A 24,725-nucleotide genomic window follows, 5' to 3' on the forward strand; every position below is an offset into this window, starting at 1 on the left:
CCGGCGGGCCGCTGCTCACGTATTGGCCGCGTAGTCCTTCGCGAACTCCTCGGCCATTCTGTCGCCGCCCCGCTCACGCCACTTCTTCACGGTCGCGTCCCATGCGGAGAGCGGGAGCCGTCCGGCGATGATGCCGGTGACCGTGTCGTCGACGAGGGCCTTCAGGGTGGCCCCCTGGGAGTTCTTCGTGGCGGACTGGAGTCCGAAGGAGGCGTTGCGGATGGCGTGCGGCACGACCTTCCGCTGCCAGCTGTGCAGGGCCCGTACCGCGTCCGGCATGCCCGGTACGAACAGCACCTGGGGGCCTTCGGCGAGGTACTTCAGCGGCAGGTTGGTGTTGTTCTCGACCTCGCCGAGCTTGGTGGCCTGCGGGGAGCCGTCCGCGGCGCGGGTGAAGTGGGTGCCCTCGACGCCGTAGTGGACGAGTTCCCACTCCTCGCTGCCGAAGGGGGCGGCGAGGTAGTCGAGGATGCGCAGCAGCAGCTCGATCCGTTCCTTCTTCGCCTTCTTCAGCACGGTGTAGCCGAAGGAACGGCGGGCGGCGATGATGCCCCCGGGCTCACCGCCGACGCTGTACGGGAGGGCCGCCGCCGGGGTCAGCTTGCCCTTGCTCTCCCGGTACTTGGGGAGATACGCGCCGAAGCCGTCCTGCATGGAGCCGACCGTGCCGTTGTAGTACAGGGTGGTCAGGTCGATCTGGGAGACGGACGTGGCGTCGGGGTGGTACGAGCCGTCCGCGCGCAGCCGGCTCTGGAAGGCGATCGCCGCCTTGTAGCGTTCGTCGGCCCAGGCCGGCTGGAAGGTGCCGTCCTCGGTGACGGCCCACTCCTGGGGTGCGTTGTGGGCGGCGCCGTGGAAGGCGTTGCCGAAGTTGGAGCCCGCGGCGGCGCCGAGGGCGTAGGTGCGGCCGCCGGTGGCCCGCTTGGCGACGGCGGCGAAGTCGTCGGCGGTCCAGCCCTCCTTCATACCCGCGTCGGTGAACATGCCCTGGTTGAGCCAGAGCGTGGAGCCGGGCAGCGGGCGCTCCAGCGGGATGCCGTAGAGGAGACCGCCGATGCGGCCCATGTCGCGCCAGGCGTGGGTGGGGATGTTCGCGAGGTTCGGGTAGTCGGCGATCGCGTCGCCGGAGAGGTACGGGGTGAGGTCCTCGGCCCGGCGCCGGACGAACTCGGCCTCGCGGGGCAGGACGAAGCCGGAGAAGACGTTGATGATGTCCGGCAGGGTGTCGGCGTCACCGGCCATCACCGTGGCCATCTTCTTCTGGTAGTCGGCCTGGGGGACGATCGTGTACTCGATCTTCACCCCGAGGGCCTTCTCGACCGCCGCCCAGAACCGGTTGGCGGAGGCGGGCTTCGGCGGCGTGCCGAACGACACGGACATGACCCTGACCGTGGAGCCGTCGCCCGGGGTGCGGGAGACCGACCTGGCCAGGTCGGCGGGGTAGGAGGTGTAGCCGGCCTGGACGCCGGCCTCGCTGGGCGCGAGGTCCGGCTTCGGGCCGCTTGCGGGGGTGTACTTCGGCCAGGGCGCGAGCTTCTTGCCCGCGTTGGAGACGTCGCTGTCACCGGAGCTCGTGGAGCAGGCGGTCAGCAGGGCGGGGGCCGCGGCTGCGGCGCCCCCGACGGCCATGGAGCGGAGCAACGTACGGCGGGACATGCTGGGCATGAGCGGATGACCTTTCCGTGCACGGCTCTTGATGGAGTGTCGGCTCTCGGGAACTGCTGCTCCCGGGTCAGCTCTTGATGGCGCCGGTGAGCACGCCCTTCGTGAAGTACTTCTGCAGGAACGGGTAGACGAGCAGGATCGGTACGGTGGCGATCACCAGCACCGCCATCTGCACGGTCTGCGGCGCGGTGACGGTGCCCTCGCCGGTCGTCGCGTCGGTGAGTCCGGAGCCGGCCACCACATAGGTGCGCAGGACCTGTTGGAGGGGCCAGTGGTCGCTCTCCAGGTACAGCGAGGCGTAGAACCAGGAGTTCCAGTACGCCACCGCGTAGAACAGTCCGACGACGGCGAGTGCGGCCTTGGACAGCGGCAGGACGACCGAGAACAGCACCCGCCAGTCCCCCGCCCCGTCGAGCCGCGCCGCCTCGTACAGCTCCTCGGGGATGCCCTGGAAGAAGCCGCGCAGAACGACGAGGTTGAAGACGTTCACGAGGACCGGCAGGACCAGCGAGGCGTAACTGTCCAGCAGGCCCAGCTCCTTGACCAGCAGGAAGCTCGGGATCATGCCGGGCGGGAAGAGGAAGGTGAACAGGATGAGCAGCAGCACCGGCCGGCCGCCGAAGACGCCGGGGCGGGACAGCGCGTACGCGAGGGTGACCGTGCAGGCGAGGCTGAGCAGGGTGCCGGCGAGCGTGACCGCGGCGCTGACGCCGAGGGCGTGGGTGACGATGCCGCCGTCGAGGATGTCGCGGTACGCGTCCAGGCTCGGCTCGGTCGGCCACAGTACCCAGCCGCCGTTGGCGACGACCTCGTCGGTGGAGGCGAGGGACGTCGACACGATCACCAGGAACGGCACGCACACCAGGAGGACGACGACGGCGAGGGCGACGGCCTTGGCGGCCTGGGTCAGCGGCCTCGGTTTCTCCATCCAGCCGGGCCGGACGGCGGTACGGGGGGTCCCGCGACGAGCGGTCCGGGTGGTGGTGCGGGCGCTCACTTGTAGACCCCCTGTTCGCCGAGACGGTGGGCGACCTTGTTGGCGGCGTAGACGAGCAGCGCGCCGATGACGCCCTTGAACAGGCCCGCGGCGGCGGCGAATCCGTAGTCGCCGCCGACGATGCCCTGGTAGTAGACGAAGGTGTCGATGATCTCGGCGGCCTCCGGGCCGACCGCGTCGCGCTGGAGCAGCATCTGCTCGAAGCCGACGGAGAGGATGTCGCCGAGCCGCATGATGAGCAGCAGCACGATCACCGGGCGGATGGCGGGCAGGGTGACGTGCCAGAAGCGCCGCCAGGGGCCCGCCCCGTCGATCGCGGCGGCCTCGTACTGCTGCTCGTCGACCTGGGCGAGGGCGGCGAGGAAGATGATCGTGCCCCAGCCGGCGTCCTTCCAGATGACCTGGGCGACGGTGAGCGACCGGAACGCGTCGGGGTTGCCGATGATGTCGACGGTGCTCAACCCCATGCCGTCCAGCGAGGAGTTGAGCAGTCCGGTGTCGCCGAGCAGCTGCTGGAAGAGGGCGACGACGATCACCCAGGAGATGAAGTGCGGCAGATACGCCACCGACTGCACGAAGCGGCGGACGCTGCTGCGGGTGAGGCTGTGCAGCAGCAGGGCGAGGGCGAGCGGCACGGGGAAGTAGAAGGCGAGCTGGAGGACGGCGATCCAGAGGGTGTTGAGGACGGCCGCCCAGAACGCCCCGTCCTCGAACATCCGTTGGAAGTTGCCCGTGCCGACCCAGGGGCTGCCCCAGATGCCGTCGAACGGCACGTACTCCTTGAACGCGATGAGGTTGCCGGCCAGGGCGCCGTAGTGGAACAGCAGGAAGTAGGCCAGGCCGGGGAGCATGAGCAGGACGAGTGAGCGGGAGCCCCGGATCCGGCCCTTGCTCTGAAAACCTTTTCGTCGCGGTGGCGCATCGCCCGTCCGACCGCGCGCCGACCCAACCTCCTCTGCACCTGCGCGTTCCCGTAGTACAGCGGCCACGGGTCCCCCTCACATCTCGTAGTCGGAGTGAGGGGAAGTTAAAACGTTTTCAGCAGTCGGTCAACACTCCTGACACACAAAGGCAGCTGATGGCGTGACCGATACCGGTCGCCCCGTTCCTGCGGCTTCACATCACCCCACGCATCCGTGCAGGACTTCTCCTCATCGTTCGCAGTCCGAAACTCGCCCGTCCATTTGACATGTTCATTGACACGCCTTTGGGGGGTGTTGGTACACAGATGGGCCCGGCGAATCCTGTGCGACCCCTGTGCCCACGGGGAACAAGGAGCCCTTCATGGCAGCCTTAGACCACACCCGCGTCCGTATCCGCCTCCGCCGCGTCCGTCTCCGCCGTTTCCGTCTCCGTGCCGCCATGGTCGGCGCCGTGGCGACGGCCCTCATCATCGGCACCGCGCCCGCCACCCCCGCCGGAACCGGCGAGGCAAGACCCGCGGCCGCGGTGGAACCCGACACCAGCGATCCCCGCGAGGGCTGGAGACCCGCCAGCGAACTCGCCGAGGACAAGGACGACCCCGGCTTCCTGGACCGTCTCTTCGGCGACGACGAGGACGACAAGAAGATCGACCGGGGCGACGACCACAAGCCGCCCCGCATCGAGCTCGACCGTGCCCGGGGCAGCTCATCGCTCACCCACCGGGGAGTCTCGGGCGCCGCCGCCGACGTCCGTATCGCGGCCCCCCGCACCACGCACGCCGGCGGCGCCGACCTGGCCTGGAGCGCGTACCGGGGCAAGGACCTGCGGGAGTACGAGGTCCACCGCTCCACGAAGAAGGACTTCACCCCCACCGACGAGACCCTTCTCTCCCCTGTCGACCGCGGCACCCGGACCTTCGCCGACCGCACCGCGCCCCCGGCACTCGACGGCGAGGGCAAGGGTGAGGGCCGCACCTACCACTACCGGATCGTCGTCCGCACCCAGCAGGGCAAGCTGCTGGCAGGCCCGGCGCGCACGGTCGAACTGCCCGCCGTCGGCACGGTGGTGAAGGGCGAGAAGCCGCTCGCCGCCGCCGAGGGCGAGACCTACTTCCTGCCGTACACGCCGGCGCGGATGATCCCCGGCGAGAAGGCCACCGTCGAGGCGACCCTCACCAACACCACCGGCACGGTGTGGAAGAAGGGCGAGCGCGTCCTGTCGTACCGCTGGACGCTGGACGGCAAGGACGTCACCAACCTCCTCAACAAGGACGCGACCCCGCTGCCGAAGGACGTGGCGCCCGGCGAAACGGTCACCTTCGACGCCGAGTTGAAGGCCCCGGTCCTGGTCGATCCGCTCGACAAGCGGCTGACCTTCGGCCTGGAGTGGGACCTGCGGGAGAAGGCCACCGGCGACTGGCTGTCCGAGACGGACGGGGTGCCGCCGTCGAAGCACGAGGTGACGGCCGAGTACCCGACCTCCGACCAGCTCGGCCTGGAGGACTTCCACGCGTACGCCGGGAAGAACACGGGCGCGGGTTCGGCGCTGATGAGCAACCTTCACGCCGGCAACGCTGTGTGGTCGTACAGCTCCTTCTCGAACCCGTCGCTCGGCTTCTCGACCTTCCTGCGGCTGGCCTACAACTCGCAGGACGCGTCCAGCACTCCGGCCGGATACGGCTGGTCGCTGCAGGCCTCCTCGCCGGTGCGACTCGGCACGCCGCTGGACTTCCACCCGTCCGCGCTGCTGCCCAAGCAGATCACGCTGACCGACGGCGACGGCACCAGCCATGTCTTCAGTAAGAACAAGAAGGGCGAGTGGGACTCACCCGCCGGAGTCCACTTCCGCGTCAAGCAGCTGGAGAAGGACTGTCTGCTCAAGCCCCACCAGCGGGAGGCCTGGGAGTTCCTGCGCCCGGACCGCACCCGGTTCCTCTTCGACTGCCAGGGCTATCCGAGCGCCCAGGTGGACAAGAACGGCAACCGGATGGAGTTCACGTACGAGGAGCGGCTGCTCGGGCACCCGTCCAAGCTGCTGAAGTACGTCACCGACGCCGAGGGGCGGCGCACGCTCACCGTCGACTACTGGGAGAAGGGCGAGGCGTACTCGTACGTCGACAAGGACGGCGAGGTCCGTGAGGGCAAGCATCTCCTCAACCCGTTCATCATCGACAAGGTCCGCTCCGTCACCGACGTCTCGGGGCGGCGGATCGACTTCACGTTCACCGAGAAGGGGTTCCTGGCCCGGCTGACGGACGGTGCCAACGCCGCCGAGAAGCTCCGCAAGGTCTTCAGGTTCGACTACGGCAAGGAGTTCGACCACCCCGGCCTGAAGCTGGTCAAGGTCACCGACCCGCGCGGGCACGCCACCGAGGTGGACTACGTCGGCCCGCACGACGACAAGGATCAGCTGCACTACCTCGGGTACACCAAGGGGATCACCGACCGGCTCGGCGGCCTGACCAAGTACCGCTACGCGGACCCCGACGGCCACGACGGCAAGGGGACCCGGACGGTCGTCACCGACGCCGAGGGCAACCCCTCCACGCAGCTGATGGACGGCTACGGCCGCCCGGCGAAGCTCACCGACGCCAAGAAGCGGACCACGAAGCTGGGTTGGGACGCGGACAACAACGTCACGCGTCTGGAGGAGAACAACGGCGCCGCCCGCACCTGGAAGTACGACCCCAGGACCGGCTACCCGCTGGAGAGCCGGGACGCGGAGTCGGTGAAGAACGACCGGCCCGCCGCGACCCTCACCTACGCGACCGGCGAGAACGGCTACATCGCCGACCTGGTGCGCCGTGTCTCCCCGGAGGGCCGCACCTGGCAGTTCGGCTACGACGCGCGCGGCAACATGACCTCGGTCACCGACCCGAAGGGCGTGCAGAGCGAGCCCGAGGGTGACTACACCTCCACCAACGCCTACGACGCGCGGGGCAGGATCACCTCCGCCACCGACGCAGGCGAGCACACCACGAAGTTCGCGGACTACGACCCGTCCGGCTACCCCCGGGTGATCGAGGACGCCCTCGGCAACCGCACGGTGACGACGTACGACGTACGCGGCAACGTCACCGAGGTCCAGGAGGCCGACGGGGCGACGACCACGCAGACGTACGACGTGTTCGCGCGTCCGCTGGAGAACCGCAGGCCGAAGGACCAGCAGGCCGGCGAGTTCATCGTCACGCCCGCGCCGGAGTACGACAGGAACGACAACACGCTCGTCTTCACCGCCCCCAACGGGGTGGCGAGCAGCAGCGGGTTCGACGCGGCGGACCAGCTGCTGAAGTCCACGCAGCCGGGCGACGAGGAGGGCTCGCCCGCACGTGTCTCGACCTTCACCTACGACAAGGTCGGCAACCAGCTCACCTCGACGGAGCCGAAGGGCAACCTGACCGAGGAGCCCGGCGACTTCACCTCGACCACGAAGTACGACGAGGTGTACCAGCCGATCGAGGCGGTCAACGCGGCCGGCAAGCGCGCTTCGGCCGTCTACAACGACGTCGGTGACCTGGTGAAGGTCGTCGACGCCCGCAAGAACGAGACCGAGGACCCCGACGACTACACCAGCGGGTTCCGCTACGACCTCGACCACCGCCTGCTGGTGACCACCGACGCGGCCGGCGCATCGACGACCAGCACCTACGACTGGGACGGGCTGACCGTCGCCACCACGGACGCCGACGGCAACCGCACCGATCTGGTCCTGGATGCCCGCGCCGCACTGGTCGAGGCACACGTCCCGCACGACGACGGGCCTGTCCGCAAGACCCGCTTCGAGTACGACGAGGTCGGCAACCAGACCCGGGTCATCACCCCGCGCGGCATGGAGACCGGCGGCAACGACAAGGACTTCGCCTCCGAGACCGTCTACGACGAACTGAACCGCGTCAAGGAGACCCTGACCCCGTACGACCCGGACGACGACCGCTACAACACACCGGACCGGACGACGTACGAGTACGACGCGCTGAGCCGGGTGAAGAAGGTCAGTGCCCCACCGTCCGAGGGCCAGAGCGTCCGCAGCGAGACGGACTACACCTACTTCGACACCGGCTGGATCAAGACCTCCGTCGACGCCTTCGACATCAAGAACACCTACAAGTACAACGATCTCGGTCAGCAGATCCAGAACACCCTGAGCAGCGCGGGCGGTTCGGTCAGCCGCACCCTCGACTCCGCCTTCTACCCGAGCGGCGCCCTGAAGTCCCGCTCCGACGACGGGGTGCCGATCGGCCTCCAGGTCGCGCTGGTCGACAACAGCGACGTCAACAACACGGCGACGCAGGGCACCTGGGCGGAGGTCGACCCCGAAGGCTCGTACGGCTACAACGCGCAGACTCACGCGCCCGGTTCGGGTGAGGACCGCTTCGTCTGGCAGCTGACGATCCCGCAGTCCGGGGACTACACGGTCTACGTCCAGTACCCGGAGGTCGACGGGGCGGCGAAGGACGCCGCCTACGAGATCAAGCACAAGGACGGCACGGAGACCAAGACTCTCGACCAGTCCGAACTCCCCGGCGAATGGCGGTCGTTGGGCAAATACGCCTTCAGCGAGGACACCGGCCAGGCCGTCACCCTCACCGACAAGGCGACCGGCACGGTGGTCGCGGACGCGGTCCGGCTGGTCCGGGACAACACCGGCGACACCGACAACGAGAAGAAGGACTTCTCCTACCGGTACGACGCCAACGGCAACCAGACCGAGATCACCGACACCAGCCCCGGTGTGGAGACCGACCGCTACACCCTCGACTACGACGAACTCAACCAGCTCACCAAGGTCGTCGAGCACGACGGTGACACCGTCCGCAACACGACCGCGCTGACCTACGACTCCAACGGCAACACACTCACCACCACCCACGACCTGACCTGGAGCAAGCTGGAGTACGACGCCCTGGACCGGGTCGAGCGGATCACCAACGCGGCGTCGCCGACGGCGGACGACCGTCAGGTCACCTCGGTCGAGTACACGGCCCGGGGCGAGCTGGCGAAGCAGACGAAGCCCAACGGCAACGTCCTGTCGATCGACTACTACCTCGACGGGGCGACGAAGAAGACCACGGAGAAGAAGTCCGACGGGTCGGTGGTCGCCGAACACGCCCTGAAGTACAACGCCAACGGACACAAGGCCCAGGACGTCCTGAAGCTGATGGACGCCGACGACCACGGCGAGACGATCGACAACACGTACGCGTACACCTACGACCCGCAGGACCGCATAGCCAAGGTCGTGAAGTCCGGCGACGACGAGAAGACGGAGGAGTACCGGCACGACTCCGCGGGCAACGTGGTCTGGCAGACGGTGGACGACACGACCACCACCCACCGCTACGACCGCAACCGCCTCCTGACATCGACGGCGGACGGCGCCTCGTCCACGTACAACTACGACCCGCTGGGCCGCCTCGACACGGTCTCCTTCGGCGGCGAGACGATCCAGAAGTACCGCTACGACGGCTTCGACCGCCCGGAGTCGATCACGGCGGGCAGCGGGGAGTCGGCGAAGACGACCCGCATGACGTACGACGCGTTCGACCGCACGGTGAAGGAGACGGTCGGCGGGGACGACGCGAAGACGACACTCTTCACGTATCTGGGCATCACCTCGAACTCCCTGAAGGAGGAGGTGACGGACGAGGGCGTCACCTCCTTCCAGTACGCCTCCTGGGGCCAGAAGCTCACCCAGATCAAGGACGAGGAAGACGATGAGGGCGCGTCCCCGGAGACCACGCAGTACCTCTACCACCCGCACGGTGACGTCGAGGCGCTGACCGACAAGGACGGCGACACCAAGACGACGTACGGGTACACCGCGTACGGCAAGAACGACACGGCCCAGTTCACGGGCGCGGACAAGCCGGGAGCGGGCGGCGGGGAGCCCTCGGAGCCGTACAACTCGTACCGCTTCAACTCGAAGCGCTACGACACGACGTCCGGCACGTACGACATGGGCTTCCGCAGCTACGACCCGGGCCTGAACCGCTTCCTCACCCGTGACATGTACGGCGGCGCGCTGGCGGACATGGGCCTGACGATGGACCCGTACACCGGCAACCGCTACGCGTTCGCCGGCGGCAACCCGATCTCGTTCATCGAGATCGACGGTCACCTGTTCGGCCTGTCGTGGTCGGACATCGGGCACGCGGCGCTGGACGTGGTCGGCCTGATCCCGGTCGTCGGCGAGGTCGCGGACCTGGCCAACTGCGGCTGGTACGCGGCCGAGGGCGAGTACGTGGACGCCGCCCTGTCCTGTGCCTCGGCGATCCCGTTCGCGGGGTACGGGGCGACTGCGGCGAAGGTGGCGAAGTACGGGGACGAGGCGCTGGAGGCCTTGGACACGGCGAGCGACGTGGGCCGCAACGTCCCGTCGGGTGCGGCGACACCGTCCACCGGGGGCGCCAATCCACCGTCGGCAGGCGCGGCCGACGCACCGCCCACGAGCGCGGCCAACCCACCGGCGGCCAACCCGGCCCCCGCTCCGGCTCCGGCCCCGCCGAAGGTCCCTGATGCGCCGCCGGCCACCGGTGCCTGCAAGGTCGGCAACAGCTTCGTGCCGGGCACCGAGGTCCTGATGGCCGACGGCTCCACGAAGCCGATCGAAGACGTCGAGATCGGCGACAAGGTCGCGGCGTCGGACGTGGAGACGGACGACGCACAGTCCCGGACAGTCACGCGCACGATCGAGGGGGAGGGCACCAAGCACCTGGTCACGCTGACGGTCGACACGGACGGCCGAGCGGGCGACAAGACCTCCACGATCACGGCCACGGACGGCCACCCGTTCTGGCTGCCCGACGTCGGCCAGTGGGTCGAGGCCGGAGAACTGGAACCCGGCCAGTGGCTCAGCACGGGCAGCGGCAGCTGGATCCGGATCACGGCGGTCGCGACGCGCACCACCGCGGCGACCGTCCACAACCTCGGCGTCGCGGGCGTGCACACCTACCACGTGCTCGCCGGGGCCACCCCGGTCCTGGTCCACAACTGCGGCTTGGAGGATGTCGCCGGCAGCCTGGGGTCTCGCGGCCCCGGTGACCCCACCAGAGGACAGGTCGTCAACATCGGCGACAGTGGTGTGTCCCGGGTGGGACAGCCCGTCCAGAGCGGCAGGAGCGGTGTCACCGATGACATCAACGATTTCCTGATGGACTCCCCCGACATCACGAACCCGATGTCCGGTCCCCATGCGTCGGCCACACACGTGGAGACAACCGTCGCGTGGTTCATGCGGCAGCGTGGGGTGACGTCGGCAGACCTGGTGATCAACCATGCCGGCGGCCCATGCACGGGTCCGTTCTCCTGCACCAACGCAGTCGCCGCCATCCTCCCCCAGGGCTCGACACTCAATGTGTGGTTCCCGAACGCGGCAGGCGGAATGTCGAACGTACCGTTGAGGGGCCGGGCCCGATGAGGGCCGAGTCAGCGCCACCGGGGAGTCGAGCCACCGTGATTCTGAACGTTTCGTACGGCCGTGCCTGGCACCACGCCGAGACCTGGGAGGAGAAGGCCCGCCTCATCACTGAGGTGCTGGAGAACCTGGAATCGGAGGGCCGGACGGGTCAGTGGTACAACCCGGGCCAGGACGCATGGTTCAGTCTGTCCGAGGAACGGCACGACGACAGTCGTCCGGTGGGAGACAACTACCTGCGCGTCGCCGTCAACAGGTCGACCGGGTACGGAGGCCTGGTCTGGGGAGTCACCGAGGACAGTCCCAGGAAGGGCGGCATCCACGAGTCCGTCTGGGTGTCCGACAATCCCCAGCCGCCGGACTTCGACCCTCGGGTCGTGTCGGATCCCGGTTACCCACTGTTCCATGATCCGTGCAGCACTCTGCCCGTCCCGCAAGTGCGGGCGGCGGTCGAGGAGTTCTGCCGCACGGACACGGGAGACAGACCGCGATGCGTCCGCTGGGTCCAAGGCCACCTGAACGGCGAACGTCTCGACAAGGCCCCGCTGGTGGACCTCGTCGAGAATGCCGACCCGTTCGCCTGACCTAGCCCACGACCCGCCCGTTCAGCACCACCCGCAGCGGGACCCCCAGCACGCGTACATCGGTGCGGGGGTCCCGTTCGTACACCACCAGGTCGGCGGGGGCGCCCTCGGTCAGGCCGGGGCGGCCCAGCCACTCGCGGGCGCCCCAGGTGGTCGCCGCGAGGACCTCGACGGGTGGGATTCCGGCGGTGACCAGTTCCGCGACCTCGGCGGCGACCAGGCCGTGCGGGAGGGAGCTGCCGGCGTCGGTGCCGACGTAGACGGGGATTCCGGCGTCGTAGGCGTTGCGGACGGTGTCGTAGCGGCGTTCGTGGAGGCGGCGCATGTGCGCGGACCAGCGCGGGAACTTGGCATCGCCGCCGGCCGCCATGGACGGGAACGTGGCGATGTTGACGAGTGTGGGGACGATGGCGACCCCGCGCGCGGCGAAGAGCGGGATCAGGTCATCGGTCAGCCCCGTCGCGTGCTCGACGCAGTCGATGCCCGCCTCGACGAGGTCGCGCAGGGAGTCCTCCGCGAAGCAGTGGGCGGTCACCCGGGCGCCCAGCACATGGGCCTCCGCAATGGCCGCCTCGACGGCCTCCCGGGGCCAGCACGCGGTCAGGTCTCCGACACCGCGGTCGATCCAGTCCCCCACCAGCTTCACCCAGCCGTCGCCGCGCCGGGCCTCCTGGGCGACGTACGCGACGAGTTCCTCCGGCTCGATCTCATGGGCGAAGTCGCGGATGTAGCGGCGGGTGCGGGCGATGTGGCGGCCGGCGCGGATGATGTTCGGGAGGTCGTCGCGGTCGTCGATCCAGCGGGTGTCGGAGGGGGAGCCCGCGTCACGGATCAGCAGCGTGCCCGCGTCGCGGTCGGTCAGCGCCTGTTTCTCCGCCACGTCGACGTCGACCGGGCCGTGCGTGCCCAGGCCGACGTGACAGTGCGCGTCGACCAGGCCGGGCAGCGCCCAGCCCTCGACCGTGCGGATGTCGCGGGCGGCGGCGGGACGGTCGTAGGAGATACGGCCGTCCACCACCCACAGTTCGTCGCGGACGTCCTCGGGTCCGGCCAGGACCCGGCCCTTCACATGCAGCACCGGCTCATCGCTCATGGACCGCACCCTAGTGCCGCGGAAGGCAACGTCTGCGACGGGGCGGACGTCGCCTGCCGCGGCACTAGCCGTCCGGCTGCTCGGCCTTGCCCACCTGGTCCGGCGTCTCCTCCTCCACGTCCGCCATCGCCGGGTCCAGGAGGCGGGACAGGAAGTGACGGGTGCGCTCGTGCCGGGGGCTGCCGATGACCTGGGCCGGGGCGCCGTCCTCGACGACGACGCCGTCGTCCATGAAGACGACACGGTCGGCGACCTCGCGGGCGAAGGTCATCTCGTGGGTCACCACCATCATGGTCATGCCCTCGTTCGCCAGCATGCGCATGACCGCCAGGACGTCGCCGACCAGTTCCGGGTCCAGCGCCGACGTCGGCTCGTCGAAGAGCATGACCTCGGGGCCCATCGACAGCGAGCGGGCGATGGCCACACGTTGCTGCTGGCCGCCGGAGAGGGAGGCGGGGTAGGCGTCCGCCTTCTCCGACAGGCCCACGCGTTCCAGGTTCTCGGCGGCCACCCGCGCCGCCCGCGCCTTGTCCCGCTTCAGGACCCGGCGCTGCGGCAGCGTGAGGTTCTCGGTCACCGTGAGGTGGGGGAAGAGGTTGAACTGCTGGAAGACCATGCCGATCCGGCGGCGTACGGCGTCGATGTCGACGTCCGGGTCGGTCAGCTCGGTGCCGCCGACGAAGACCTGGCCCTTCGTCGGCTCCTCCAGGAGGTTCACACAGCGCAGGAGCGTCGACTTGCCGGAGCCCGACGGGCCGATGACGCAGACCACCTCGCCCCGCCGGATCTCCAGGTCGATGCCCTTCAGCACCTCGTTGGCGCCGAACGACTTGTGCAGGCCGCGTACTTCGATCTCCGGGCGCCCGCCGAGGGACTTCTCGCCCAGGGTCTTCTCGGTCATTTCACGGCCTCCTGGGCCTTCGCCTCCATACGGCGTACGACGAAGCCGAGCGGGATGGTCACCAGCAGGTAGCACAGGCCGGCGACCAGGATCGGCGTGGAGTTGGCTGTCGTGCTGGCCAGGTCGCGGCCGTACTTGGACAGTTCGCGCTCCTCCAGCGTGACGCCGAGGAACAGGACGAGCGAGGAGTCCTTGAACAGGAGGACCAGTTCGTTGGTGAGCGGCGGGAGGATGATCCGGAACGCCTGCGGAATGATGATCGAGATCATCGCGCGCGCGGGTGAGAAGCCCAGCGAACGTGCTGCCTCCATCTGTCCCTTGGGGACCGCCTGGATGCCGGCCCGGATCGTCTCCGCCATGTACGCGGCGGCCACCAGGCCGAGCGCGAGGGCCACCTTGCCGTACGTGCCGCCGGGGATCTCCGTGCCGGGGAAGGCCAGTGGCACGGCGACGCCGATGAAGATGAAGATCAGCAGGGCGGGCAGGCCCCGGAAGATCTCGATGTACACACCGGCGAACCAGCGGTACGGGCCCACCGACGACAGCCGCATCAGCGCGATGACCATGCCGAGGACGAGTCCGAACACGAAGCCGGACAGCGTGTACAGCACGGTGTTCTTCAGCGCCAGCGTGATGACGTCCGGGAACATCTCCTCGGCGATGTCCCACTGGGCGAACTGGTTCTTCAGCCGGGCCCAGTCGGCCGACACCGCGAAGGCGACGACGGCCGCGACGAACAGCGCGTACTGCGCACCCTGGGAGAGGGCGCGCCTGCGGCTCCGGCTCAGGCCCTTCCGCCTCGGCTGGAGCGGTGTGTCCGGGTCGGTCACGCTCATGAGGCGGACGGGGAGGCGGAGGCGGCGTCCTCGTCGTACGGGCCGATCCACTGCTCGTACAGCTTCTTGTACGTGCCGTCGGACTTCGCGTCCGCCAGCGCCTTGTTGATGGCGGCGAGCAGCTTGGTGTTGCCCTTCTTCACCGTGATGCCGTACTCCTCACCGGTGTTGACCTGCTCGGCCACCGCGTAGGTGTCGGCGAGCTCGGCGTCCTTCAGCCAGCCCTGGACGACCGGGTAGTCGATGACGACGGCGTCGACCTGGCCGGCGCGCAGACCGTTGAGGACGGCGTCGGAGGACTCGAAGGAGACCGGGTCTAGGCCCTGGCTCTTCGCGTAGTCCTCGCCGGTGGTCTGCGCCTGGGTGCCGACCTTCTTGCCCTTGAGGTCCGCGAAGGAGCGGATGTCGGTCTTCTTGGCGGCGAGGACGGCCTGGGTCGCCTCGAAGTACGGGTCGGAGAAGTCGACGTTCTTCTTGCGCTCGTCGGTGATCGTCATGCCGGCCGCGGCGAGGTCGCACTCGCCGGAGTTCAGGAAGGCGCCCGTCTTGAAGTTCTCGAACGGGGTGTCGAGGATCTCCTGCTTCACGCCCAGGTCCTCGGCGACGAGGTCGATCAGCGACACGTCGAAGCCCTGCACCTTGCCGTCGATCTCCGACTGGAACGGCGGGTACGGGAGGTGGGTGCAGGTCGTGAGCTGACCGCCCTTCACCAGTTCGACCCCGCCGGCCGCGGTCTTGGTGCCGCCGCCGCCTCCGTCGCCGTCCGAGGAACAGCCGGCCACGAGCAGTACCCCGGCCGTCGCGGTGGTGGCGGCCAGGATGCGGGTCCGGCGTCCGAGGACCGAGTTCACGGGGAGACCTCCAGTGGGGAACTGATGAAACGATGACACACAGACATCCGATTATAAGGAGATGTTTGACTCTCTCAAACCATTCCGATGGTTGCTGAGCCGTTCGGCCTCAGAAGTCATCGGCAGAGGAGTGAGGGGGTCGGTTCGGTCGGTGGGCGCAGGGTGCTCGGGGACGCCGATGACGCTCGACTCACGTCGATCCGCCTCGGCCTACCCTCGACACCATCTACCCCGTGAGCGAAGAGAGCACCCCGTGACGCACCCGTTTCTGGATCTGGCCCCGTTGAGCGCGGCGCGCTTCGCGTCGATCGAGGACCGGGTGGCCCGGCTGCTCTCCACCGAGCAGGACGTCGTGATCACTCAGGGCGAGGCGCTGCTGCCGCTGGAGGGCGCGATCCGCGGGGCCGCCGGGCCCGGCACGACCGCGCTGAACGTGATCACCGGGCCGTACGGGCAGACCTTCGGGAACTGGCTGCGGGACTGCGGGGCGACGGTCGTCGACCTGGCGGTGCCCTTCCACACGGCGGTGACGGCCGCGCGGATCCGGGAGGCCTTCGCCGAGCACCCGGCGATCGACTTCGTGTCGCTGGTCCACGCGGAGGCGGCGACCGGCAACACCAACCCCGTGGCGGAGATCGGCGAGGTCGTCCGCGCGCACGGCGCCCTCCTCTACCTGGACGCGGTCGCCTCCGTCGGCGCCGAACCGGTACTGCCCGACGCCTGGGGTGTCGACCTCTGCGTCATCGGGGCGCAGAAGGCCATGGGCGGGCCGGCCGGGGTGTCGGCGATCTCCGTGAGCGAGCGGGCGTGGGCGCGGATGGCGGCCAACCCGCGGGCCCCGCGCCGCTCGTACCTCTCCCTCCTGGACTGGAAGGAGCGCTGGATCGACGGTGGCCGCCGCACCCTCCTCCACGCTCCCGCCCAGCTGGAGATGCTCGCCCTGGAGGCCTGTCTGGAGCGCATCGAGGCGGAGGGGCCGGCCGCGGTGATGTCCCGGCACGCGTCCGCCGCCGCGGCGACCCGGGCGGGGGCGCTCGCGCTGGGCGGCGGCCTGGAGCCGTACGTCCACGAGGCGGCCGACGCCGCGCCGGTCGCCACGACCCTGCGGGTGCCCGCCGGGGTCGACGCGTCGGAGCTGGTCGCCAAGGCGCTCGCCGCGGACCCCGCCCTGCCGCTGGCCGCGGGCGGCGGCGCCCTCGCCTCGGAGATGGTCCGCGTGAACCACTACGGCCCCGACGCGACCCCGGGGGCCGTGCACGCCTGCCTCGCGGGGCTGGGGGCGGCGCTGACGGAGTTCGGCGCGGGGGTCGACCTGGAGGGGGCCCGTCGTGCGGCGGCGGCCTGGACGTAGCCGTACCGCTCGGCCGAGGGAATTGCGGGCCGTTTTCCCGGGAGGAATTCAGTGGAATTCCCAGAAGAGAATCCCGTATTCTTCTGCCCGCTATCCCCTCACCTAAACGCAAAGGTTTCGCGAACACTGACGGGGCTGATTCGAGCAGATCTCGTGAGGGTTACGCGCGTGTGACCGACTCCACAACGCACCCCTTTTGTGCGGTAATTTACGGGCAAACACCATCACATCGACCACGTATCCCTGGGTCACTCACGCCCGCGTGATAACACATGGGCGACCGATACGTAACCCCGCGCGGCGATGCAATTCGAAATTCCCATCGGTAAATTCAAGCCCCATGACTGCCGCACAAGCAGAACCACTGACGGAAACCGCGAAAGGGATTCGCATCGACCGCCCGGACGTGTCGGACGGCGCTGCGCTGTGGCGCATCGCCGGGGACTCCGGAGCGCTGGACCTGAACTCCTCGTACAGCTATCTGCTGTGGTGCCGGGACTTCGCGGACACCTCGGCGGTGGCGCGGGACGAGACCGGGGAGCCGGTCGGGTTCGTGACCGGGTACGTGCGGCCGGAGCGGCCGGACACCCTGCTCGTGTGGCAGGTGGCCGTCGACGAGGCGCACCGGGGGCTCGGGCTCGCGGCCGCGCTGCTGGACGGGCTCACCTCGCGGGTCGCGCGACGGCACCCCCTGACCACCGTCGAGACCACCATCACACCGGGCAACACCGCCTCCGAGCGCCTGTTCGCCGCGTACGCCGAGCGTCATGGCGCGACCGTCGAGCGCACGGTCCTGTTCGAGGCGGATGACTTCCCGGACGGCCCGCACCAGCCCGAGGTGCTCCACCGCATCGGCCCGCTCTCCCCCTGAGCCCCACCAGCACTCCCCCTCCCCTCTTCCCTCCCCCCACGCATCGAGGAGCGATTCGACGTGACCATCACCCAGCCCGACCTGAGCGTCTTCGAGACCCTGGAGTCCGAGGTGCGCAGCTACTGCCGCGGCTGGCCCACCGTCTTCGACCGCGCGCAGGGCAGCCGGATGTTCGACGAGGACGGCCACGCGTACCTGGACTTCTTCGCCGGCGCCGGGTCACTCAACTACGGCCACAACAACCCCGTACTCAAACGCGCGCTGATCGACTATCTGGAACGGGACGGCGTCACGCACGGGCTCGACATGTCGACGACCGCCAAGCGTGCCTTCCTGGAGTCGTTCCAGAACCTGGTGCTGCGGCCGCGCGATCTGCCGTACAAGGTCATGTTCCCGGGGCCGACGGGTACCAACGCGGTGGAGTCGGCGCTGAAGCTGGCCCGGAAGGTGAAGGGGCGCGAGGCCATCGTGTCCTTCACCAACGCCTTCCACGGCATGTCACTCGGGTCGCTCGCCGTCACCGGCAACGCCTTCAAGCGGGCCGGCGCGGGGATTCCGCTCGTCCACGGGACGCCGATGCCGTTCGACAACTACTTCGACGGGCAGGTCCCGGACTTCCTGTGGTTCGAGCGGCTGCTCGAGGACCAGGGTTCCGGACTGAACAAGCCCGCCGCCGTGATCGTCGAGAGCGTCCAGGGCGAGGGCGGCATCAACGTCGCCCGCCCGGAGTGGCTGCGCGCGCTCGCCGGACTGTGCGAGCGGCAGGACATGCTGCTGATCGTCGACGACATCCAGATGGGCTGCGGTCGTACGGGCGCCTTCTTCTCGTTCGAGGAGGCGGGCATCACGCCCGACATCGTCACCGTCTCCAAGTCCATCAGCGGCTACGGGCTGCCGATGTCGCTCTGCCTGTTCAAGCCCGAGCTGGACATCTGGGAGCCGGGCGAGCACAACGGCACGTTCCGCGGCAACAACCCGGCCTTCGTCACGGCCACCGCCGCCCTGGAGACGTACTGGGCGGACGGCTCCGCGATGGAGAAGCAGACCCGGGAGCGCGGTGAGCAGGTCGAGCAGGCGCTCATCTCGATCACCGAGGAGAACCTCGCGGACGTGAAGGAGTACCGGGGGCGCGGGCTGGTGTGGGGCATCGAGTTCCACGAGAAGGCGCGCGCGGGACGCATCGCGCAGCGGGCCTTCGAACTCGGGCTGCTGATCGAGACGTCCGGCCCGGAGAGCGAGGTCGTCAAACTGCTGCCCGCCCTCACCATCACCCCCGACGAGCTGGACGAGGGCCTGCGCGTCCTCGCCCGCGCCGTGCGGGAGACCGTCTGAGGCCCCGACGGATCATCCGAAACACCTATCGAGGAGGCATCGCAACACCGTGATCGTCCGTTCGTTCAAGGACATCGAAGGAACCGACCGGCACGTGAAGTCGGCGTCCGGCACCTGGGAGAGCAAGCGGATCGTCCTCGCCAGGGAGCGGGTCGGCTTCTCCCTCCACGAGACGGTCCTGTACGCGGGTACGGAGACGTCGATGTGGTACGCGAACCACGTCGAGGCCGTCGTGTGCGTCGAGGGCGAGGCCGAGCTCACCGACCAGGAGACCGGGCGGAGTTACACGATCACGCCCGGAACCATGTACCTCCTCGACGGCCACGAGCGGCACACGCTGCGGGTCAAGGAGGACTTCCGCTGCCTCTGCGTCTTCAACCCGCCCGTCACCGGACGGGAGGACCACGACGAGAACGGCGTCTATCCGCTGATCACCGAGCCCGAGGAGGTGTGACATCACCATGACCACGACCACCACGATGAACACTGCCACCACCGTTCCCGACCTCTACCCCAGCCGCGGGGCCACCGAAGTCTCGGTCCCGCGTCAGGACCCGGTCGTCTGGGGCTCCCCCGCCACGCCCGGCCCGGTCTCCCTCGCCGAACTCCAGGCCTACGAGCGCGACGGCTTCCTCCCCGTCGAGCAGCTCATCGCGCCGGACGAGGTCGCCGTCTACCGGCAGGAGCTGGAGCGGCTCGTCGCCGATCCGGCGATCCGCGCCGACGAGCGCTCGATCGTCGAGCCGCAGTCGCAGGAGATCCGGTCGGTCTTCGAGGTGCACCGGATCAGCGAGCTGTTCGCGCGGCTGGTGCGTGACGAGCGGGTCGTCGGGCGGGCCCGGCAGATCCTCGGGTCGGACGTCTACGTCCACCAGTCGCGGATCAACGTGAAGCCGGGCTTCGGCGCGTCCGGGTTCTACTGGCACTCCGACTTCGAGACCTGGCACGCCGAGGACGGTCTGCCCCACATGCGGACGGTGTCCGTCTCGATCGCCCTGACCGAGAACCACGACACCAACGGCGGGCTGATGATCATGCCCGGCTCGCACCGGACGTTCCTCGGCTGCGCGGGGGCGACCCCGAAGGACAACTACAAGAAGTCGCTGCAGATGCAGGACGCCGGCACGCCGTCCGACGAGGCGCTGACGGCCATGGCCTCCGAGTACGGCATCAAGCTGTTCACGGGCAAGGCCGGTTCGGCGACCTGGTTCGACTGCAACTGCATGCACGGCTCCGGCGACAACATCACGCCGTTCCCGCGCAGCAACGTCTTCATCGTCTTCAACAGCGTGGAGAACACGGCGGTCGAGCCGTTCTCGGCGCCGGTGCGTCGGCCGGAGTTCATCGGCGCACGGGACTTCACGCCGGTGAAGTGAGCCCGCAGTCCCCCTGACGGGGCCGGACGGTCGCCACCCCTGGGCGACCGCCCGGCCCCTTCCGCGCGTCCCGGCCGGCTACGGCTCAGGCGCGCCCCCTCTCACAGTCACAGCCACGCCAGTGAAGCCGCCCTCTCCAGTACGGTCCTCGCGGCGCCCTCGTCTCCCGTGATCCCCCTCGGTACCTCGTCCGCGGCGTAGCGGCCGCCCACCAGGAGGCAGAAGTCGACGGGGTCCAGGGTGAGTTCGGCGTGCACCGGCCCGGTGTCGGAGCCGAGGATCCAGCTGGTGTCGGTGGGCCCGGTGACCTCGAAGAGGACGGGGGGCGCGTCGTGGAGGGCCAGCCCGAGGATCCGGACGGCCAGGCGGACGAGGGACCAGAGGTGTTCGCCGGGGGGCGGGGGGACGGCCAGGCCGAGGGCACGGCCGATGTCGTCCGTGTGGATCCAGGCCTCGAAGGCGCGGATCACGAAGTGGTCGGCGACCGGCAGCCGCAGACCCATCACCGTGACGGCGCGGGCGGCGAGTTCGGGATCGGCGGCCTCCGGGGTGGCCAGCAGCGCGGCGGCCTGTGCGGCCCAGGTGGCGAGCGTCTCCGCGGGGGTGCGCCCGTGCTCGTGGGCGATGACGTCGGCGGTGCGCCGGGCCCAGGCCTCCCCGGCGGGGATCCCCTCCGGGATGTGCGAGGCGGGCAGGCGCGCGTCGACGCCGAGGCGTACGGCGAGGTGCTCGTCGGCGGCGACGAGGTGCGCGACGGTGGCGTGCGCGTCCCAGTCGTGCACCACCGGGGTGCCCCAGCGGCCGGCCAGCTCCGGGACCAGCGCCTGGAGTCCGGCCACGGCTGCGGCGTAGGGGGCCGCGTGGTGGGCGATCTCGGCGGCGCGGGGGCGGCGGGAGCGGAGGGCGAGCGCGAGGACGCCGTCGGCGCTCCCGTTCACGGCGCCGCCCGGTGCGGCCCCGGCACCGTCGGAGGGACCACCTGCGGCTCCCTCCGGTGCGGCTCCCGCGGCGCCGTCCCGTGCGGTGCCCGGAGCACCGCCCCACAGGGGACGTGCCCCCGGCGCCGGCCCGAACGTGCCGTCCAGCAGGCGTACGGTGTCGCGAAGCCGTTCCGCCTCCGCCGCGCACGACTCGCAGTCGGCCAGGTGCAGGGGGACCGCCCGCCGGTCGCCGGGTGGGAGCGCGCCGACGGCCCAGGCGGCCAGCAGCTCCCGTACGCCGTCGTGGTCGTTGGTCATCGCGCGCCGCCCTTTCGCCCTGCCCCGTCCACGATACGCAGGACCCGCGCGGTCCGGACGGTCCCGTGCGCCCCCATCACGCGCCCCTCACCGCCGCGGGGTCCGGTGGGTCCGCCAGGGACTCCGCCAGTTTGCGCAGGGCCGAGCGCAGCCGGGTCTTCGCGGTGCCCTCGGGTATGCCCAGTTCGACGGCGGCCTGGCGGTAGGTGCGGCCCGCGAAGTAGGCGAGGTGGACCACCTCCCGCTGGGGGCGCGGGAGTTCGGCGAGGGCGGTGTGCAGCAGAAGGGAGCGCTCGCGGTCGACGACCGCGTCGTCCGGGCCCGGCCCGGTGTCGGGGATGGCGTGCAGTTCCGAGTCGTCCGCGCGGGCGTCCTTGCGGTGCCGGGCCTCGCCGCGCACCCAGTCCACGGCCCGCCGGTGGGCCACCATGGACAGCCAGGTGCGCAGCGAGCCACGGCGCGCGTCGTAGCCGTACGGCCTGCTCCACAGCTGTGCGAAGACCTCCTGCGCCACGTCCTCGGCGGCCGCCGGGCTGCGGGTGACCCGGACGGCCACCCGCCGGACGAGTCCCCCGTACGCCGCGTACACCTCACGCAGCGCGGACTCGTCCCCGTACACCAGCCGCCGATGCAACTCCACATCGATGGACGGCTGTTCGAGCGTCGGCTCCACCGGCACCACCACCTCGTGATGCCTTCCTAGCGTCCTGGCGCGGTCCGCGCCAGTGGGTCCGGTAAGTCAGCCGGACAGGACGTCCAGGAGCCGGTCGACATCCGTGCCCGTGTTGTACAGGTGGAAGGCGGCCCGCAGATGGCCCGCGCGGTCGGAGACCTCGACCCCCGCGCGGCTCAGTTCCGCCTGGCGGTGGCCCAGTCCGGGCACCGACACGATGGCCGACCCGGGCGCCGGAACCGGCTCGTGGCCGAGCCCGGCGAGCCCGGCACGGAACCGGTCGGCCAGCGCGAGGTCGTGATCCCGTACGTTCGCCACACCCAGCTCCTCGATCAGCGCGAGGGAGCGGCGGGCACCGGCGTACGAGAACAGGCTGGGGCTCTCGTCGAACCGGCGGGCGGAGCGGGCCGGTTCCTCGACCGGGCCGTAACAGCTGTCCCACGGCTCCTCCCCCGCGACCCAGCCGGCGAAGAGGGGGGTGAGGCCGCCGAGGTCCTCCGGGACGACGAGGAAGGTCACCCCGCGCGGGCAGACGAGCCACTTGAAGGCGACGGAGACGACGTAGTCGTAGGCGTCCGCCTCGATCGGCAGCCAGCCGGCGGACTGCGACGCGTCGACGTACGTACGCGCCCCCTGTACCCGCGCGGCCTCTCGGATCGCGCCCAGGTCGGCGACCCGGCCGTCGGCGGACTGCGCGGCGCTCACCGCGACGAGCGCCGTGCCGGGCCGCACCGACTCCGCGACGCTCTCCAGCGGCACCTGGCGCACCTTGAGGTCGTCGCGCACATGGAAGGGGTTGACCAGGGACGCGAAGTCGGCCTCGGCGGTCAGCACCTCCGCGCCCTCGGGCAGCGAGGCGGCGATCAGCCCGCTGTAGACGGCGACCGAGGCCCCGGCCGCCACCCGGCGGTCCGGCACCCCGACGATCCGCCCGAACGCCGCCCGCGCGGCCTCCACGTCGGCGAACATGTCCTGCGGCTGCCCGGCCGCCACGGACTCCACCGCGGCCTTCATCGCGTCCACCGCGCGGGCCGGCAGCAGCCCCGTGCTCGCGGTGTTCAGGTAGGTGTTCTTCGGGGCGAACTCGGTCCGGACCAGGCTCTCGAAGGTCTCCATGACACCACTGTGGGGTCGCGCGGACCCCACGTCCATGGAGATGTTTCGCGCGCCTTCCCCAAGCATTGCTTATACATGGCGGCTGACCTGGACGGCAGCTCCCTCAGGGGGCGCGGGACGGCCTCTCGAACTACTGGGGCACGGCACATCCATCCGGCCCGCAAGCCTCCGCGCCCTCCGCCCGCACCAGCTTCAGCGGCGGCCGCTCCCCCCACGCCTGGGCGAGAGCCTTCTCGAACACCTCCGCGGGCTGAGCCCCGGACACCCCGTACTTCCGGTCCAGTACGAAGAAGGGCACCCCGTTGGCGCCGAGCTCGGCGGCTTCCCGCTCATCGGCCCGGACGGCGTCCGCGTACGCGGCCGGATCGGCGAGCACCTTGCGCACCGCGCCCTCCTCCAGCCCCGCCTCGACGGCCAACTCGACCAGATAGCCGTCCGCGTCGGCGTACACGGACCGCTCCTCGGCGAAGTTCGCCCGGTAGAAGGCCTGGAGCAGCGCGCTCTGCCGTCCCTGCTCCTTGGCGAAGTGGAGCAGGCGGTGCATGTCGAAGGTGCTGCCGTGGTCACGGCCCTCGGCCCGGTAGGCGAGCCCCTCGGCGGCGGCCTGCTCACGGAGGTTGCGCTCGCCGGCCTGGGCCTGGGCCTCGCTCATCCCGTACTTCTTGGTCAGCATGGTGAGGACCGGCTGGATGTCGTCCTTGGCGCGGCCCGGGTCGAGCTCGAAGGAGCGGTGCACGACCTCGACGCCGTCGCGGTGCGGGAAGGCCTCGAGCGCCTTCTCGAAGCGGGCCTTGCCCACGTAGCACCAGGGGCAGGCGATGTCGCTCCAGATCTCGACGCGCATGGTGTCAGCTCTCTCCAGGTCGTACGGGTACGGAGACGGCCTCCGCCTCTACGGTTGGTGAACGTTCAAGCAGCCTGGCTCATTCCCCGACACGCTCATTCCCGGACACGCTCATTCCCGGACACGCTCGAAAGCCGTCCGTGACCAGGTCGAAGGATGTCGCTTCGTATGCCTGCTCGGCAGGCCCGAGGCAGAGGACGACAAGTGCTGGCAGTTCTCGCAGAGGGGACGGGTAGCCACTGAGTGTTACCAAGTAGTCTTGCGCGGGCCAAAACGGCTTTGTGATGAGGCTTTGGCTCATGCATGAGCCCGGCAGCAAGGGGATCGCGATCCCTCTGTTGGCCAGCTCGACAAGCTGGACCACTCGGGCCCCGCCCAGGCGGCGGGAACTGATCCGCTTGAGGGCCCGGGCAGGGGGTCCAGCAGACAGGGGAGCGGGATGAGGGAGACATCAGCAACAGCGGCAGGGGCGCCGCTCGATGACGACCGGCTCCAACTGCGGTACATCCCCTGGGGGGATCCGACCGGAGGGACGGCGTTGGAAGCGCTCAGCGAGGCGCAGCTTTTCTTCTACGACAGCCCGGAGTACTCCGAACGGATCCCGGTACCCGCGGCACGACAGCATCCCGTGCCGCGAGCACTTGGCGGCGACACCCGGAG

General features: G+C 69.8%; 18 protein-coding genes. 7 read left to right on the plus strand and 11 right to left on the minus strand.

What is annotated here, in order from left to right:
* Positions 1-15: 15 nt before the first annotated feature.
* The 3 genes from OG272_RS11000 to OG272_RS11010 form a co-directional block, all read right to left on the minus strand.
* A complete protein-coding gene (locus OG272_RS11000; protein ID WP_327730337.1) occupies positions 16-1,665 on the minus strand; it encodes a sugar ABC transporter substrate-binding protein in 1,650 nt (549 codons plus the stop codon).
* Positions 1,666-1,732: 67 nt separating this feature from the next.
* On the minus strand, positions 1,733-2,593 hold the full coding sequence (locus OG272_RS11005; protein WP_326585880.1) for a carbohydrate ABC transporter permease: 861 nt from the start codon (positions 2,591-2,593) through the stop codon (positions 1,733-1,735).
* 65 nt (positions 2,594-2,658) lie between these two features.
* A complete protein-coding gene (locus OG272_RS11010) occupies positions 2,659-3,513 on the minus strand; it encodes an ABC transporter permease subunit (RefSeq protein ID WP_326583718.1) in 855 nt (284 codons plus the stop codon).
* Positions 3,514-3,946: 433 nt separating this feature from the next.
* On the opposite strand from OG272_RS11010, the gene OG272_RS11015 reads away from it, so the two are divergent.
* Complete coding sequence (locus OG272_RS11015; RefSeq protein ID WP_405893163.1) at positions 3,947-11,002, plus strand: DddA-like double-stranded DNA deaminase toxin; 7,056 nt, start codon at positions 3,947-3,949, stop codon at positions 11,000-11,002.
* Positions 11,003-11,037: 35 nt separating this feature from the next.
* On the plus strand, positions 11,038-11,583 hold the full coding sequence (locus tag OG272_RS11020; RefSeq protein WP_326583716.1) for an Imm1 family immunity protein: 546 nt from the start codon (positions 11,038-11,040) through the stop codon (positions 11,581-11,583).
* A gap of 1 nt (position 11,584) precedes the next feature.
* Here the strand turns inward: OG272_RS11020 and OG272_RS11025 are convergent, their stop codons facing one another.
* The 4 genes from OG272_RS11025 to OG272_RS11040 form a co-directional block, all read right to left on the minus strand.
* Positions 11,585-12,676 (minus strand): amidohydrolase family protein, encoded by a 1,092-nt coding sequence (locus OG272_RS11025; RefSeq protein ID WP_328222711.1) that lies wholly within the window; start codon positions 12,674-12,676, stop codon positions 11,585-11,587.
* Between the two features lie 64 nt (positions 12,677-12,740).
* On the minus strand, positions 12,741-13,577 hold the full coding sequence (locus tag OG272_RS11030; protein WP_405893165.1) for an amino acid ABC transporter ATP-binding protein: 837 nt from the start codon (positions 13,575-13,577) through the stop codon (positions 12,741-12,743).
* On the minus strand, positions 13,574-14,407 hold the full coding sequence (locus OG272_RS11035; RefSeq protein ID WP_328508215.1) for an amino acid ABC transporter permease: 834 nt from the start codon (positions 14,405-14,407) through the stop codon (positions 13,574-13,576). The genes OG272_RS11030 and OG272_RS11035 overlap by 4 nt, the downstream gene beginning before the upstream one ends.
* A gap of 2 nt (positions 14,408-14,409) precedes the next feature.
* Positions 14,410-15,264: a transporter substrate-binding domain-containing protein gene (locus tag OG272_RS11040; protein ID WP_327730333.1), complete on the minus strand. Its 855-nt coding sequence runs from the start codon at positions 15,262-15,264 to the stop codon at positions 14,410-14,412.
* A 253-nt stretch (positions 15,265-15,517) separates the two neighbouring features.
* Between OG272_RS11040 and OG272_RS11045 the strand changes: the two genes are divergently transcribed.
* From OG272_RS11045 to thpD, 5 genes are all read left to right on the plus strand, one after another.
* Positions 15,518-16,615 carry an aminotransferase class V-fold PLP-dependent enzyme gene (locus OG272_RS11045; protein WP_328222715.1) on the plus strand — a complete coding sequence of 366 codons (1,098 nt, stop codon included), beginning with the start codon at positions 15,518-15,520 and terminating at the stop codon, positions 16,613-16,615.
* Positions 16,616-16,955: 340 nt separating this feature from the next.
* Entirely contained in the window at positions 16,956-17,486 is a 531-nt protein-coding gene (gene ectA / locus OG272_RS11050) for a diaminobutyrate acetyltransferase (protein WP_326583711.1), read from the plus strand.
* 60 nt (positions 17,487-17,546) lie between these two features.
* Complete coding sequence (ectB, locus tag OG272_RS11055) at positions 17,547-18,818, plus strand: diaminobutyrate--2-oxoglutarate transaminase (protein WP_328222717.1); 1,272 nt, start codon at positions 17,547-17,549, stop codon at positions 18,816-18,818.
* 49 nt (positions 18,819-18,867) lie between these two features.
* The gene (locus OG272_RS11060) at positions 18,868-19,272 is read left to right on the plus strand and encodes an ectoine synthase (protein WP_326583709.1); all 405 of its coding nucleotides are present in this window, start codon (positions 18,868-18,870) and stop codon (positions 19,270-19,272) included.
* A gap of 7 nt (positions 19,273-19,279) precedes the next feature.
* Positions 19,280-20,194: an ectoine hydroxylase gene (thpD, locus tag OG272_RS11065; protein ID WP_326583708.1), complete on the plus strand. Its 915-nt coding sequence runs from the start codon at positions 19,280-19,282 to the stop codon at positions 20,192-20,194.
* Between the two features lie 107 nt (positions 20,195-20,301).
* Here thpD and OG272_RS11070 read toward each other — a convergent pair whose 3' ends face one another.
* From OG272_RS11070 to OG272_RS11085, 4 genes are all read right to left on the minus strand, one after another.
* Positions 20,302-21,432, minus strand: coding sequence for a maleylpyruvate isomerase family mycothiol-dependent enzyme (locus OG272_RS11070; RefSeq protein WP_405893168.1), 1,131 nt, complete (start codon positions 21,430-21,432; stop codon positions 20,302-20,304).
* A gap of 76 nt (positions 21,433-21,508) precedes the next feature.
* The gene (locus OG272_RS11075; RefSeq protein WP_326583706.1) at positions 21,509-22,117 is read right to left on the minus strand and encodes a sigma-70 family RNA polymerase sigma factor; all 609 of its coding nucleotides are present in this window, start codon (positions 22,115-22,117) and stop codon (positions 21,509-21,511) included.
* A gap of 54 nt (positions 22,118-22,171) precedes the next feature.
* Positions 22,172-23,221: an aminotransferase class V-fold PLP-dependent enzyme gene (locus OG272_RS11080; protein WP_405893169.1), complete on the minus strand. Its 1,050-nt coding sequence runs from the start codon at positions 23,219-23,221 to the stop codon at positions 22,172-22,174.
* Between the two features lie 130 nt (positions 23,222-23,351).
* The gene (locus tag OG272_RS11085; protein ID WP_405893171.1) at positions 23,352-24,065 is read right to left on the minus strand and encodes a DsbA family oxidoreductase; all 714 of its coding nucleotides are present in this window, start codon (positions 24,063-24,065) and stop codon (positions 23,352-23,354) included.
* Positions 24,066-24,725: the final 660 nt, after the last annotated feature.

This window comes from Streptomyces sp. NBC_00104, assembly GCF_045160825.1.
In the GTDB taxonomy this organism is placed as follows: domain Bacteria; phylum Actinomycetota; class Actinomycetes; order Streptomycetales; family Streptomycetaceae; genus Streptomyces.

Bases quoted from the DNA above. Each gene is read 5' to 3' on its own strand.
- OG272_RS11000 (WP_327730337.1), bottom strand. From the start codon at position 1,665: ATGCCCAGCATGTCCCGCCGTACGTTGCTCCGCTCCATGGCCGTCGGG.
- OG272_RS11085 (WP_405893171.1), bottom strand. From the start codon at position 24,065: ATGCGCGTCGAGATCTGGAGCGACATCGCCTGCCCCTGGTGCTACGTG.
- ectA (WP_326583711.1), top strand. From the start codon at position 16,956: ATGACTGCCGCACAAGCAGAACCACTGACGGAAACCGCGAAAGGGATT.
- thpD (WP_326583708.1), top strand. From the start codon at position 19,280: ATGACCACGACCACCACGATGAACACTGCCACCACCGTTCCCGACCTC.
- OG272_RS11005 (WP_326585880.1), bottom strand. From the start codon at position 2,593: ATGGAGAAACCGAGGCCGCTGACCCAGGCCGCCAAGGCCGTCGCCCTC.
- OG272_RS11010 (WP_326583718.1), bottom strand. From the start codon at position 3,513: ATGCTCCCCGGCCTGGCCTACTTCCTGCTGTTCCACTACGGCGCCCTG.
- OG272_RS11030 (WP_405893165.1), bottom strand. From the start codon at position 13,577: ATGACCGAGAAGACCCTGGGCGAGAAGTCCCTCGGCGGGCGCCCGGAG.
- OG272_RS11015 (WP_405893163.1), top strand. From the start codon at position 3,947: ATGGCAGCCTTAGACCACACCCGCGTCCGTATCCGCCTCCGCCGCGTC.
- OG272_RS11025 (WP_328222711.1), bottom strand. From the start codon at position 12,676: ATGAGCGATGAGCCGGTGCTGCATGTGAAGGGCCGGGTCCTGGCCGGA.
- OG272_RS11070 (WP_405893168.1), bottom strand. From the start codon at position 21,432: ATGACCAACGACCACGACGGCGTACGGGAGCTGCTGGCCGCCTGGGCC.
- OG272_RS11080 (WP_405893169.1), bottom strand. From the start codon at position 23,221: ATGGAGACCTTCGAGAGCCTGGTCCGGACCGAGTTCGCCCCGAAGAAC.